Annotated in this window: 11 protein-coding genes and 1 riboswitch; of the genes, 3 read left to right on the top strand and 8 right to left on the bottom strand. The window is 74.0% G+C overall.

Annotated features, from left to right (window positions below; translation table 11 throughout):
- From KSNIM_RS11860 to KSNIM_RS11850, 3 genes are all read right to left on the bottom strand, one after another.
- Nucleotides 1-1,194, bottom strand: a 1,194-nt coding sequence (locus KSNIM_RS11860) for an ATP-binding protein (protein ID WP_263103207.1), incomplete at its 3' end; no start/stop codon positions are given.
- A 14-nt stretch (nt 1,195-1,208) separates the two neighbouring features.
- Complete coding sequence (locus tag KSNIM_RS11855) at nt 1,209-2,705, bottom strand: cobyric acid synthase (protein ID WP_263103206.1); 1,497 nt, start codon at nt 2,703-2,705, stop codon at nt 1,209-1,211.
- Nucleotides 2,702-3,721: a cobalamin biosynthesis protein gene (locus KSNIM_RS11850; RefSeq protein ID WP_263107914.1), complete on the bottom strand. Its 1,020-nt coding sequence runs from the start codon at nt 3,719-3,721 to the stop codon at nt 2,702-2,704. The genes KSNIM_RS11855 and KSNIM_RS11850 overlap by 4 nt, the downstream gene beginning before the upstream one ends.
- Before the next feature lie 113 nt (nt 3,722-3,834).
- Nucleotides 3,835-3,970: riboswitch (cobalamin riboswitch) on the bottom strand.
- A 218-nt stretch (nt 3,971-4,188) separates the two neighbouring features.
- Here KSNIM_RS11850 and KSNIM_RS11845 point away from each other — a divergent pair.
- From KSNIM_RS11845 to KSNIM_RS11835, 3 genes are all read left to right on the top strand, one after another.
- Nucleotides 4,189-4,878 carry a helix-turn-helix domain-containing protein gene (locus tag KSNIM_RS11845; protein ID WP_263103205.1) on the top strand — a complete coding sequence of 230 codons (690 nt, stop codon included), beginning with the start codon at nt 4,189-4,191 and terminating at the stop codon, nt 4,876-4,878.
- Nucleotides 4,879-5,163: 285 nt separating this feature from the next.
- Nucleotides 5,164-6,297 carry an alpha/beta hydrolase family protein gene (locus KSNIM_RS11840; RefSeq protein ID WP_263103204.1) on the top strand — a complete coding sequence of 378 codons (1,134 nt, stop codon included), beginning with the start codon at nt 5,164-5,166 and terminating at the stop codon, nt 6,295-6,297.
- A gap of 339 nt (nt 6,298-6,636) precedes the next feature.
- Complete coding sequence (locus KSNIM_RS11835; RefSeq protein ID WP_263103203.1) at nt 6,637-7,971, top strand: hypothetical protein; 1,335 nt, start codon at nt 6,637-6,639, stop codon at nt 7,969-7,971.
- 92 nt (nt 7,972-8,063) lie between these two features.
- On the opposite strand, the gene KSNIM_RS11830 is transcribed toward KSNIM_RS11835, so the two are convergent.
- From KSNIM_RS11830 to KSNIM_RS11810, 5 genes are all read right to left on the bottom strand, one after another.
- The gene (locus KSNIM_RS11830) at nt 8,064-8,945 is read right to left on the bottom strand and encodes a CDP-alcohol phosphatidyltransferase family protein (RefSeq protein ID WP_030266682.1); all 882 of its coding nucleotides are present in this window, start codon (nt 8,943-8,945) and stop codon (nt 8,064-8,066) included.
- Nucleotides 8,932-9,624, bottom strand: coding sequence for a phosphatidylserine decarboxylase (locus KSNIM_RS11825; protein ID WP_263103202.1), 693 nt, complete (start codon nt 9,622-9,624; stop codon nt 8,932-8,934). Before KSNIM_RS11825 ends, KSNIM_RS11830 begins: the two co-directional genes overlap by 14 nt.
- Before the next feature lie 462 nt (nt 9,625-10,086).
- Entirely contained in the window at nt 10,087-11,289 is a 1,203-nt protein-coding gene (locus KSNIM_RS11820; protein WP_263103201.1) for an acyl-CoA dehydrogenase family protein, read from the bottom strand.
- Between the two features lie 153 nt (nt 11,290-11,442).
- Complete coding sequence (locus KSNIM_RS11815; RefSeq protein ID WP_095872689.1) at nt 11,443-11,946, bottom strand: MaoC family dehydratase; 504 nt, start codon at nt 11,944-11,946, stop codon at nt 11,443-11,445.
- 40 nt (nt 11,947-11,986) lie between these two features.
- Nucleotides 11,987-12,961, bottom strand: a complete 975-nt coding sequence (locus tag KSNIM_RS11810; protein WP_263107913.1) for an HpcH/HpaI aldolase/citrate lyase family protein — start codon at nt 12,959-12,961, stop codon at nt 11,987-11,989.

Below are 12,961 nucleotides of genomic sequence, written 5' to 3'. Positions count from 1 at the left end.
GGGCGGCGGCGGGGCCTGCCCGGGGGCGCCGGCCGGATCCGAGGCGGGGTCGGAGGCCGCCGAGCCGTCCGGTCCGTCCGCGGGCGCGGGGGCGCCGCCGGGGCCGTCAGGGCCGCCGTCCTGCGGGCCGCTGCCGTCGGGATCGGTGTCCGGGTCGGTGTCGTCCGGGCCGTCCTCCTGGGCGGCGTGCTCCGCCAGGGTGCGGTCCAGTTGCTCCTCGTCCAGGCCCGGCGCGTCGAAGGGGTTGCGGCGCCGGCGGTGCGGCAGCGCCAGCTGCGCGGCCTTGCGGACGTCCTCCTCCAGCACCTCGGTGCGGCCCGCCCAGGCCGCCAGCGCGACGGCCGTGCGGGCCATCACGATGTCCGCGCGCAGGCCGTCGACCTCGAAGGCGGCGCAGACCGCGGTGATCTGACGCAGCGCCGCGTCGGTCAGCTCCACCTTCGCCAGCAGCTCCCGGGCGGCGGTGATCCGTTCCGCGAGGGCCCGCTCCTCCTCGGCGAACCGCTCGGCGAAGCCGGCCGGGTCGGCGTCGTACGCGAGGCGCCGGCGCACCACCTCGGCCCGCTCCTGCGGGTCCCGGGTCGCCGCGATCTCCACCGTCAGGCCGAACCGGTCGAGCAGCTGCGGCCGCAGCTCGCCCTCCTCCGGATTCATGGTGCCCACCAGCAGGAAGCGGGCCGCGTGCCGCACCGACACGCCCTCCCGCTCCACGTAGGAGCGGCCCATCGCCGCCGCGTCCAGCAGCAGGTCGACCAGGTGGTCCTGCAGCAGGTTGACCTCGTCGATGTAGAGCACGCCGCGGTGCGCCCTGGCCAGCAGGCCCGGCTCGTACGCCTTGACGCCCTCGGCGAGCGCCCGCTCCAGGTCGAGCGAGCCGACGATGCGGTCCTCGGAGACGCCGACGGGCAGCTCCACCAGGTGCGCGGGCCGCTCCACCGAATCGGTGCCGGTGTGCGCGCCGTCCGGGCACTGCGGGTCCGGCGCCGCCGGGTCGCAGGCGAACCGGCAGTCGGCGACCGTGCCGATCGACGGCAGCAAGCCCGCCAGGGCGCGCACCATCGTCGACTTGGCGGTGCCCTTCTCGCCGCGCACCAGCACACCGCCGACGGCCGGCGAGACCGCGTTCAACAGCAGCCCGAGCCGCAGGTCGGCCATGCCGACGACCGCGGTGAACGGATAACGGGCGTCACTCATCTGCTCTCCCTTGCTCACGGCGCACCCGGCGGCACGAACGGCAGCCCCTGCGGTGCCCCGCCCTCGATCAGCTTCCACAGCGCGTCGGTGTCCGCATGCTCCTCGATCAGGTCGCCCAGCCGGTCCAGCCGTTCCTCGCGCGCCGCGGCGAACGAGGTGTCCGGCGCCGGCACGAACGCCCGCCCGGCCGCCGCCGCCACCTCGCGCAGCAGCGCCCGCCGGAAGCCGTCGTTCTCCAGCGCGCCGTGCCAGGTCGTCCCCCACACCGCACCGACCCGGCAGCCGTCGAGGAAGGCTTCCCCGCCCTCGACGGACACCACGCCGTGGTGGATCTCGTACCCCTCGACCCGCTCGCCGTACGCCTCGCCGACCGGCCGGCCGAGCACCTTCTCCGCGCCGAACTCCACCCGGGTCGGCAGCAGCCCGAGGCCCTCGACGGCGCCCGCCTTGGACTCCACCGCGTCGACGATCTCCCGGGACAGCATCTGGTAGCCGCCGCACACGCCGAGGACGGGCAGTCCGGCCGCGGCGCGGGCCTGCAGGGCGGTGTCCAGGCCGCGCTCGCGCAGCCAGGCCAGGTCGGCGACGGTCGCCCGGGTGCCGGGCAGCACCACCAGGTCGGCGTCGGCCAGCTCCTCCGGCCGGGTCGCCCAGCGCACCAGCACGCCCGGCTCCTGCGCCAGCGCGTCCACGTCGGTGAAGTTCGACAGCCGCGGCAGCCGCACCACGGCCACCCGCAGCACCTCGGCGCCGTGCGGGGCCGCGGTCGGACGGTTCTCCACCGCGGTCGACAGGTCCAGCGAGTCCTCGGCGTCCAGCCACAGGCCGGAGAGCATCGGCAGCGTGCCCAGCACCGGGCGGCCCGTCAGTTCGCGCAGCATCTCCAGACCCGGGGCCAGCAGCCGAGCGTCCCCGCGGAACTTGTTGACGAACCAGCCCGCCACCAGCGCCTGGTCCTGCGCGGACAGCAGCGCCAGGGTGCCGTACATCGCCGCGAACACGCCGCCGCGGTCGATGTCGCCGACCACCACCACGGGCAGGTTCGCGGCCGTGGCCAGGCCCATGTTGGCGATGTCCCGGTCCCGCAGGTTGATCTCGGCGGGCGAGCCAGCGCCCTCGCAGACCACCACCTCGTACCGGCTGCGCAGGTCCGCCAGACACTCCAGCGCCCGCTCCAGCAGGACGGGCTTGCGCTCGCGGTAGTCCAGCGCACCGACCTCGGCGACCGGCCTGCCGAGCAGCACCACCTGGCTGCGGCCGTCGGCCCCCGGCTTCAGCAGCACCGGGTTCATCGCCGCCTCGGGCTCCACCCGGGCGGCCTGCGCCTGCATCGCCTGGGCACGGCCGATCTCGGCGCCGTCCGCGGTGACGAAGGAGTTCAGCGACATGTTCTGCGCCTTGAACGGCGCCACCCGCACCTCCTGCCGGGCCAGCCACCGGCAGATCCCCGCCGTGACCACGCTCTTGCCCGCATCCGAGGTCGTCCCTGCCACCAGCAGAGCCTTCGTCACGTGACACTCCCTTGCTTACGTGTGCGCCGCACCTGAAGGGCCGCCCGAGGGGCGCGCCGGACCTCGACGCGCCCCTCGGGTGCTCCGATCAGTCCGGTGAGGCCGCGGGTGGCCGTCGTCACCGCCAGGGCCAGGATGCCGACGCGGCGGGAGAGGCGGCAGGCGCGTTCGATGTCCGCGACGGCGACCGGGCGGAGTTCGGCGCCGAGGACGGGGCGGTGCTCCACGCGCTCGCCGTACTGCAGGGTGCCGCCGAGCCGGACGCCGAGGCCGCCAGCGAAGGCCGATTCGGCCTGGCCTGCGTTGGGGCTGGGGTGTGACGAACCGTCGCGACGCCAGACCTTCCAGGCGGCCCGCGGGTGCTCCGCCGCGGCGACGGTCAGCAGCGCGGTGAGCCGGGCCCCCGGCCAGCCCGCCACGTCGTCGAGACGGGCGGAGGCCCAGCCGAAGCGCAGGTGGCGCGGCGAGCGGTGGCCGACCATCGCGTCCAGGGTGTTGACGGCCCGGAAGGCCAGCAGCCCCGGGGTGCCCGCAAGGGCGCCCCAGGTGAGCGCGTTGACGACCGCGTCGGCGGTGTTCTCGGCGACGGACTCCACCACGGCGCGGGCGATCTGCTGCTCGTCCAGGGTGCTCGGGTCGCGCCCGCACAGGTGGGGGAGCCGTCCGCGGGCGGCGGCCAGGTCGCCGGTCTCCAGGGAGCGGCCGATCGCCCGGGCCTCGCGGGTCAGCGAGGTGCCGCCGAGGACCGTCCAGGCGGCGGCCGCGGCGAGCGCGGCTCGGGCCGCGGGACGGCGCCGCAGGGCGTGGTCGGCGAGGGCGGCACCGGTCGCGACCGCGCCGACGCTCAGCGCGGTGAAGGCGGTGCCGGCGCCCCGGTGGTCGCGCCAGAGCCGGCGTTCCAGACGTCCGGCGGCGCTGCCGAAGAGGGCCACCGGATGGCCTCGGCGGGGGTCGGCGAGGGCGGTGTCGGCGAGGTAGCCGGCGAGGGCGCCCAGCAGGTAGGGGGCGGTGCTCACCCGGGCCACGGCCCGGCTCCCCGGTCGGGGCGCAGCGGTGACCGCTGGGCAGCCTGCATGGCGTGCGTGTCCTCACTCAGGGTCCGCGCCCTGGATCGACGAACCGGCGGCGAGAGTCTCCTGGCTTCCGGGTCCGGCGCGCGCTCGGGCCTTCCAGCGGCCCTGTGGCGGACCGCCGTGACCATGCAGGTCGAGCGTGCTCCCCGGTGACAGTGGCGGGACCGCGCCGGACTCGCACCGGCTTCCTCTGCATGCCTCCGTATGGCCCCGAGATCCCATCACGCCCTCCGACCACCAGTCAACAAAGCCTCCGGAGGGCTTGGTCACACTCCGTCGCGCACTCCGTCGCCGCACCCGGTCGCCGACCGCCCCGTACGATCCTCCAGTCTCCGGCGCGGCCGCGGGGGCCCGGTTCGTGCGTTCGGCGTGTGGGTGGTGCCGCGCGGCCGCCCGTACGTTCTTGTCGCATGCGACGCAGACCGTCCGCACCGCCTCCGGTGCCCTTCTCCCCGCGGGCCGCGCGGGCGCACCGCGCCGGGCTCGGCCTGACCCCGGAGCAGGTCGCCGAGGCCATGGCCGCGCACGGCGTCCGGCTGCTGCCCGCCCACGTGGCGGCCTGGGAGGCCGGTGAGTTCCTCCCGTCGGAGGAGGAGTTCATCGCGCTGTCCCGCGCACTGTGGTGCCCGCCCGCGCAGCTGATGGGCGTCACGCCGGCCACCCTGCGGGACTTCCGGCTGGCCCGGGAGCTCACCCGGGAGCAGGCCGCTCACCGGATCGGGGTGGGCGCGGCCACCTACGCCAAGGCCGAGGCCACCGGACGCTGGGACGCGGACGGGGAGCAGGGCCTGGCGCTGGCGCACGTGCTCGGGCTGCCGCTGCGGGTGCTGGTCCGGGTGACCGGACGTCAGGACGACCTCGACCGGCGGCTGCGTCAGGTGGTGGACGGCCGCTGGCAGGCGCAGCTGCGGGAGGTGGGCCGGATCGTGCCCGTTCCGCACGACCTGCTGGGCGGGGTGCTGGCCGAGCTGCAGGACGAGTACCTCGTCCCCGGGCACTGGGGCTCGTCGGTGCCGGACGCCGCCCGGCCGCCGGCCCGGCCGCTCGCGGAGCGGTTCTGGGAGCTGCTGGCCCGCCGGGGCCCCGACGTTCCGGTCTAGGCCTTCTCTCTCGGATCTTGCCGGGCGTGCGACGCCGGGCATCTCTCCAGCCCCGAGGGTGCGGGGCGGCGCCCCCAGCCCGACCACACCGGCGAATCGTCCACGTACGGCCCAGTGCGAGGACGATCCGTCGGCGCGCCCGGCCGGGCGCGTACCGCCGCACGCTGATCCGGCAGGATCCGAAAGAGAGGGCCCGGCCGCCCGGACGGACCGCCCGGGTGGCCCGCCTCCGGGCGCGGGCGTGGACTGGGATCGCCATGTCCGTGCCGCCACACCGGGAGCGCCATGCGTTGGGGAACCGCCGCGATCGTCGCGGCCGCCGCCGTCGGGACGGGTGCCGCGGCACTGCTGATCGGCCGCCGGGTGTCCGAACGGGCCGTCCGGCCCGGTCTCGGGGGCGCCTTCGCGGGCGCCGGCTCGGCGGGCGGGCCGGGCATCCGGGTGCAGGAACTGGCCGCGGACCGCGTCGTGCTCACCCGCAGCGTGGAGACCGAGCGGCCGGGCCGCTACGCCCTGGAGTGGGCCGAGGGCGGGCACGCGGTGGTCGGCGACGTGCTGTCCACCGGGCCGCAGAGCGTCACCCGCCGGCTGCTCGCCACCGGCGCCGGCTCGCTGTACAGCGGGACGGAGGTCCGGGTGACCGCCCGGGTGCACCTCGGCGACCCGGCCTCCGCGCTCGGCCTGGACTTCACCCCGACCGACGTCGACGGCGAGCTCGGCCCGATGCCGGCCTGGTACCTGCCGGGCATCCGCGGGCTGTGGGCGATCCTGGTGCACGGACCGGGTGCCGACCGGCAGCAGGCCCTCCCGGTGCTGCCGGTGCTGCACGCGCTGCGGATGCCCGTCCTCGTCGTCACCCATCGCGGCGACGAGGGCGCCCCGCCCTCCCCGGACGGCCTCGGCCACTTCGGCGAGACCGAGTGGCGGGACGTCGACGCCGCCGTCCGCCTCGCGCAGGCGAACGGCGCCGGCCGGATCGTGCTGTACGGCTGGTCGCTCGGCGCCACCATGGCGCTGCACACCGCGGCCCGCTCGGCCTGGCGCGACTCGATCGCCGGCCTGGTGCTGGACTCGCCGGTGCTGGACTGGCCCGCGACCGTCCGCCGGGAGGCCGCCCGGGCCGGCGTGCCCGCCCCGCTCGCCGAGCTCGGCGCACTGGCCGCCGAGGGCCGCACCAAGGTCGACCTGGCGGGCTTCGCCCGGCTGGCCGACGGCACCGACCTGAACGTGCCGGCCCTGCTGCTGCACAGCCCGGTGGACGCGGTGGCGCCCTTCGCGGCGGCCGAGCGCCTCGCCCGGCGGCGCGACGACCTGGTGAGCCTGCACCCCGTCCCGGACGGCGCGCACGCGGCCCTGTGGAACGCCGACCCGGACGGCTACGGCGAGGCGCTGCGCCGCTGGCTCACCCCGCTGCTGTGAGCCGGCCGGGCCCGCCCGAGAAGAGCGTGCTCATGCCAGGTTTTCCCGCTCCGGTGACCCGGTTTGGCGGCTGTTGCCCGATCTCATCCCCTGTCCGCGGAGCGGACCTACGATCGCGCGTAGAACTCGATGTGACAGAAGGCCCGTGCACGGGGAAGACTGCTCGGCGTGACGTCTCGGAACCCGCGCGACCGTGATGCCCCGCTCCAGCCCGCGATCCGCACCGGAGCGACGGTGACCCGTCTGCCAGGAGCGGCCCGCCGAGCCGAGAGCACGCCTCCGGGCGGGCCAGTCCGCCGCCGTACCCCAGCGCCCAAGCCGGGCCGCGGCCGGGTGCCGGTGCCGGACGGCTTCCCCGCTCCCGCAGAGCTGGCGCCGCTCGCCCGCAGGATGCTCGCCGACGCGGTGCGCATCTCCCGCTGGGCCGGCGAGCTCGGCGAGGTCGACAAGCGCGGCGAACTCCTGCCCGACGACGCCCGGGCCGCCGGGCGTGCCCTCGCCATGACCGTCGGCGCCGCCGCCAAGGCCTGGGGCCAGGCCCTGCTGGTCGGCCTGGTGGAGCTGCGCGACGGCGGCGCCGGGCCCGGCTGGCGGCTGAACGCCTGGGAGCACGACGACGAGGCGGTGATCCGCGGCTGGTCCGCGCTGTTCGACGCCTGGACGCTGCTCGCCCCCGTCCCGCCGGCGGCCCTGCGCGGCGTCTTCGCGCTGCTCGCCGGCCAGGCCGTCGACCAGGCACCGCACCTGCTGTCCTTCCTGCACCTGGTGGACGGGCCCGTGCCCGACAGCGAGCTCCTGGAGCTGCTGCGCCGCGGCCTGGACGAGCGCCGGCACGGCGCCGGCACCGGCTCGTTCGGCCCCTCGCCGGTGCCGCACGCCGCCTCCGCCATGTCCGCCGTCCGCGGCACCTGCCGGGAGCCGCAGATCGACACCCCGACCTCCGCGGCCGACGTCGCCGCGGTCCTCGACTGGATGCTGGACGGCCTGGCCGCCGTCGGCGCCCTGGAGCGCCGCAACGACGCCGCCGAGCTCTCCCCGCTCGGGCACTGGGCGGTCCGCGCCAAGCTGGAGGAGATCTGCACCGTCGCGCAGACCGCCGCCGGCCACATCGAGCAGGACGCACTGGAGCTGCTCGCCGCCTGCGCCGACTACACCCCGGGCCCGGCCCGGGCCGAGTACCGGGCCTGGGTCGCCGCCCGCCCGGCCGACCGCGCGGTCGCCGAGCTGCTGGACGCCGCCCGCGGCGAGGACGCCCTGCTGCGCGGTCTCGCCTTCGAGGCCCTGCGGGTCGCCGGCGGCCCCGCCGAGCAGGCCGTCCGCGCGGCGGTGGACGAGCAGGTGCTGCGGCCGTACGCGCTGCTCTGGCTGGCCGAGCGGTCCGACGACGGCCCGGTGTCCCCGGCCGACGTGCTGGGCGCGGAGGACGCCGCCTGGCTGTGGGTGGACACCGCCGCCGCCGTGCTCGACCACGGCGACACGGCGCTGCTGGTGCCGCACGTCGAGGGTGCCTCGGCGGGCGAGCCGGTGCGGCTGTTCAACCGCGCCCGGCAGTCCGGCCACCCGCGGGCGGCCTCGGTGCTGACCGCCGTCTCCGGCGTCCACCCGGACCCGGCCGTGGCCCGGGCGGCCCGCCGCTCCGCCTTCAGCGTCCACGACGGCGGTGCCGGCCGGTAGTCGGTCGTCCCGGACCTCCGGGCATGCGAGAGGGGCCCGTGTCCGGTTCGGACACGGGCCCCTCTCGTCGGGACTGCGGGGTGACCCCGGGCTCAGCAGCCGCGGGACTCCGCGCGGCGGGCGCGGACGTCGCCGACCTTCTCGCCGACCTTGCGGCGGATCACCAGCAGCGGCGCCATCGCGGCGAGCGTGATCTGGGCGACGGCGCCGATGTGCATCAGCATGTCGCCGCCGGGCAGACCGGCCGCCCAGGCCGCCAGGCAGCCGATCGAGACGACGATCCAGCAGAGCGTCGCGGTGGCGAGCAGACCCTGCGGCTTCGGGTACTCGATGCGGCTGACCATCAGGTACGCCACACCGAAGATCATCAGCAGGCCCGGCACGAACGGCGGGTCGAGGAGCACGATGGCGATCACCGTCATCGCGCCCATCGGGCACGGCATGCCCTGGAAGATCCCCGGCCGCATCTTGACGGCCGAGAACCGGGCGAGCCGCAGCACCACCGCCAGCAGGACGGTCAGCGCGATGAACGCCGAGAGCTGCTGGTTGCTGTCCGGCGACACGATGCCCCAGACCGCCACGAAGTACGCCGGGGCGATGCCGAAGCTGATCAGGTCGGCCAGGTTGTCCAGCTCCGCACCCAGCGCCGAGGAGCGCAGCTTGCGGGCCACCAGGCCGTCGAACAGGTCGCACATCGAACCGATCAGCAGCAGCGTGACCGCGGTGGCGGCGCTGTTGCGGTTCGGCGCGGTGGTCTCGCCGGTGAGGTGCGGCATCAGGACCCCGGTGGTGATCGAGTAGATCGCCAGGAAGCCGCAGACGGCGTTCCCCAGGGTCAGGAAGTCGGCGGTGGACAGGTGCTGCGGCGAACGGGGCGCCCGCAGCTCGCGGTCGCGCGCCCAACGGCGGCGCCGCAGCTCCGTCTCCTCCTCGTCTCCGAGGCCGACGAGAGTCTCAGGATCAGTCACGGTCAAGGCGCGTCACCCCGGCGGTGGTCTTCTGGCCGACCTCGACGCCAACCTCGACGCCTGCCGGCAGGTACGTGTCGACGCGGGAGCCGAAGCGGATCAGACCGATCCTCTCGCCCTGCTCGACCTTGGTGCCGGCGCTCACGTACGGCACGATGCGACGGGCCACGGCCCCTGCGATCTGCACCATCTCGATGTCGCCGAGCTCGGTGTCGAAGTGCCAGACGACCCGCTCGTTCTGGTCGCTGTCCTTGTTGAACGCCGGGACGAAGCCGCCGGCGACGTGCTCCACGGAGGTCACGGTGCCGGGCAGCGGGGCCCGGTTGACGTGCACGTTGAGCGGGCTCATGAAGATGGCCACCCGGGTCCGGCCGTCCGGCCAGGCGTCGATCGACTGCACCACGCCGTCCGCGGGGGAGATGACTCTGCCGGTGCCGATCTCACGCTCCGGGTCGCGGAAGAACCACAGCATGCCCGCACCGAGGGCGCAGGCCGGGACAGCCGCCAGGGCCCACTTGCCGGAGCGCCGGGTGAGGGCGGTCGTCACGGCGGCGGTGGCCAGGGTCGGGGCGAACCAGGGGGTCGCGCCGCGCGCGATCGTCACGCGCGGACGCCGACCGGCCGTCGGTACGGCGAAGGAGTCGCCGCCCGGGACGGAGGTGTGAGGGGACGGGCTGATGGGCATCGAAGACCTTAGTCGCGGGGGATCATGGCCGCTGGACGGGGGCCACCGCGGGGATCGGGTACATGGGGACGCTGTCCCGGTGGATGCTATCGGGACCAGGCGGTAGGTGGGCAAGCCGCCTGTTCGTGGATATGCCGGGCACGGTGCCGAACCATGCCTGCTATGTATACGACCGTAGCCGAGGCGGGGTGGTTCCCCAAGGGCTCGGGCGTGGCGCGTGACCCACCTCTCATCACGCGCCGGACGCCCCGGACGAGGGGCGGGCACGCCGGAGGACGCGGTCGCGACCGCGGTGTACAGAGGCGGCCGCAGAGCGCGTACCTGCTGGTATGCGCCCTGCGGCCGCCTCCGGGCCCGCCGCACCGCCCCCCACGGCTGACCAGGCCGTGCCGGTGCGGCAGGGGGTCGGACCGGGCCCGCACGCCCTCGTCCGACCATGCGGAAAGTCGGGGACCGGGCCGATCAGTCGGCCAGGCGGTACTCCTCCAGCAGCCGGCGACCGACGATCATCTTCTGGATCTCCGCAGTACCTTCACCGATGAGCAGCATCGGGGCCTCGCGGTAGAGGCGCTCGATCTCGTACTCCTTGGAGAAGCCGTAGCCGCCGTGGATGCGGAAGGCGTCCTCGACGACCTCCTTGCAGTACTCGGAGGCGAGGTACTTGGCCATGCCGGCCTCGAGGTCGTTGCGCTCGCCGCTGTCCTTCTTGCGGGCGGCCATCACCATCATCTGGTGCGCGGCCTCGACCTTGGTGGCCATCTCGGCGAGCTTGAACTGGATCGCCTGGTGCTCGGCGATCTTCTTGCCGAAGGTGGTGCGCTGCTGGGCGTAGGAGATGCCCAGCTCGAAGGCGCGGCGGGCGACACCGCAGCCGCGGGCGGCGACGTTCACGCGGCCGACCTCGACGCCGTCCATCATCTGGTAGAAGCCGCGGCCGGGGACGCCGCCCAGGATGCGGTCGGCCGGGATGCGGACGTCCTGCAGCACCAGCTCGGTGGTGTCGACGCCCTTGTAGCCCATCTTCTCGATCTTGCCGGGGACGGTCAGGCCCGGGACCTTCGGGTTCGGGCCGAAGCCCGGCTCCTTCTCGATCAGGAAGGTGGTCATGTTCTTGTACGGGGTGGAGCCGCCCTCGTCGGTCTTGCAGAGCACCGCGACCAGGGTGGAGGTGCCGCCGTTGGTCAGCCACATCTTCTGGCCGTTGAGGACGTAGAACTCGCCGTCCTTGACGCCCTTGGTGGAGATCGCCGCGACGTCGGAGCCGAGGCCCGGCTCGGACATCGAGAAGGCGCCGCGGATCTCGCCGGCCGCCATGCGCGGGAGGAAGTACTCCTTCTGCTCCTGGGTGCCGTGCGCGTTGATCATGTGCGCCACGATGAAGTGCGTGTTGACGATGCCGGAGACGGACATCCAGCCGCGGGCGATCTCCTCGACCACCAGGGCGTAGGTCAGCAGGGACTCGCCCAGGCCGCCGAACTCCTCGGGGATGGTCAGGCCGAACAGGCCGAGCTGCTTCATCCCCTCGACGATCGCGGTCGGGTACTCGTCCTTGTGCTCCAGCTCGGTCGCGACCGGAATGATCTCCTTGTCGACGAAGTCCCGCACGGTGGCGAGGATGTCCCGCTGGATCTCGGTGAGGCCGTCGGTCTGTGCGAGGCGTCCCATCGCGCGGCTCCCTATCTAAAGGCGTGAGGGTGGGGGGAGGTCGTGGCAGAGCACGGAAGTCGTTGTCGGGGGCCCTGCCGGCGTGGCTGCGGCAGCAGGGCCCCCGGGCCGGGTGGGGTGAGGCCGATGACGGCGGCCTACCCGTCCGGGGTCTCAGGAAGCGGGAGTCGGGCGGCCGGGCTGCTCGCCGCCGCGCTCCTTGATGTACGTCTCGGTCGGCACCATCACCTTGCGGCGGAAGATGCAGACGACCGTGCCGTCCTGCTTGTAGCCCTTGGTCTCGACGTAGACGATGCCGCGGTCGTCCTTGGACTTGGACGGCCACTTGTCGAGGACGGTCGTCTCGCCGTAGATCGTGTCACCGTGGAAGGTCGGGGCGACGTGGCGCAGCGACTCGATCTCCAGGTTGGCGATCGCCTTGCCGGAGACGTCCGGGACGGACATGCCGAGCAGCAGGGAGTAGATGTAGTTGCCCACGACGACGTTCTTGCCGAAGTCCGTCGTGTTCTCCGCATAGTTGATGTCCATGTGGAGCGGGTGGTGGTTCATGGTGAGCAGGCAGAAGAGGTGGTCGTCGTACTCGGTGACCGTCTTGCCGGGCCAGTGCTTGTAGACCGCGCCGACCTCGAACTCTTCGTAGGTGCGTCCGAACTGCATGGGAGTGTCCTTAGGAAGCCTCAGAAGGGAGGAGAGCGGGTCAGGCCTGCGGGGGCTCGAACTTGCTGGTGCGCTCCATGCCGGCGGCGCGGCCCTTGCCGGCGATGACCAGGGCCATCTTGCGGCTGGCCTCGTCGATCATCTCGTCGCCGAGCATCGCGGAGCCCTTGGCGCCGCCCGCCTCCGAGGTGCACCAGTCGTAGGCGTCGAGGATCAGCTCGGCGTGGTCGTAGTCCTCCTGCGAGGGCGAGAAGATCTCGTTCGCGGCGGCGACCTGGTCCGGGTGGAGCACCCACTTGCCGTCGAAGCCGAGGGCGGCGGCGCGGCGGGCGACCGCCTTGTAGCCGTCGGCGTTGCGGATCTGCAGGTAGGGGCCGTCGATGGCCTGCAGGTCGTTGGCGCGGGCGGCCATCAGGATGCGCATCAGGATGTAGTGGTACGCGTCCGCGTCGTAGCCGGGCGGCTGCTCGCCGACGACCAGCGACTTCATGTTGATCGAGGCCATGAAGTCGGCCGGGCCGAAGATGATGGTCTCCAGCCGGGGCGAGGCGGTCGCGATCGAGTCGACGTTGATCAGGCCCTTGGCGTTCTCGATCTGCGCCTCGATGCCGATCTTGCCGACCTCGAAGCCCATGGTCTTCTCGATCTGGGTGAGCAGCAGGTCGAGGGCCTTCACCTGCTCGGCGTCCTGGACCTTCGGCAGCATGATGCAGTCGAGGTTCGGGCCGGCGCCCTCGACGACGGTGATGACGTCGCGGTACGTCCAGTGCGTCGTCCAGTCGTTGACGCGGACGACCTTGGTCTTGTTGCCCCAGTCGCCGTTGTTGAGGGCGTCGACGATGTTGTGCCGGGCGCTCTCCTTGACCAGCGGGGCACAGGCGTCCTCGAGGTCGAGGAAGACCTGGTCGGCGGGCAGGCCCTGGGCCTTCTCCAGGAAGCGCGGGTTGCTGCCGGGCACGGCCAGGCAGGAGCGGCGCGGCCGGAGGCGGTTGACGGTGGTCATGAGGGTGGTGAT

Source organism: Kitasatospora sp. DSM 101779 (genome assembly GCF_025655475.1).
Classification (GTDB): domain Bacteria; phylum Actinomycetota; class Actinomycetes; order Streptomycetales; family Streptomycetaceae; genus Kitasatospora.
The sequence above is the reverse complement of the archived record's forward strand: the minus strand, read 5'-3'. Positions and strand labels throughout refer to the sequence as shown.

Bases quoted from the DNA above. Each gene is read 5' to 3' on its own strand.
- KSNIM_RS11845 (WP_263103205.1), top strand. From the start codon at position 4,189: ATGCGACGCAGACCGTCCGCACCGCCTCCGGTGCCCTTCTCCCCGCGG.
- KSNIM_RS11840 (WP_263103204.1), top strand. From the start codon at position 5,164: ATGCGTTGGGGAACCGCCGCGATCGTCGCGGCCGCCGCCGTCGGGACG.
- KSNIM_RS11825 (WP_263103202.1), bottom strand. From the start codon at position 9,624: ATGCCCATCAGCCCGTCCCCTCACACCTCCGTCCCGGGCGGCGACTCC.
- KSNIM_RS11820 (WP_263103201.1), bottom strand. From the start codon at position 11,289: ATGGGACGCCTCGCACAGACCGACGGCCTCACCGAGATCCAGCGGGAC.
- KSNIM_RS11815 (WP_095872689.1), bottom strand. From the start codon at position 11,946: ATGCAGTTCGGACGCACCTACGAAGAGTTCGAGGTCGGCGCGGTCTAC.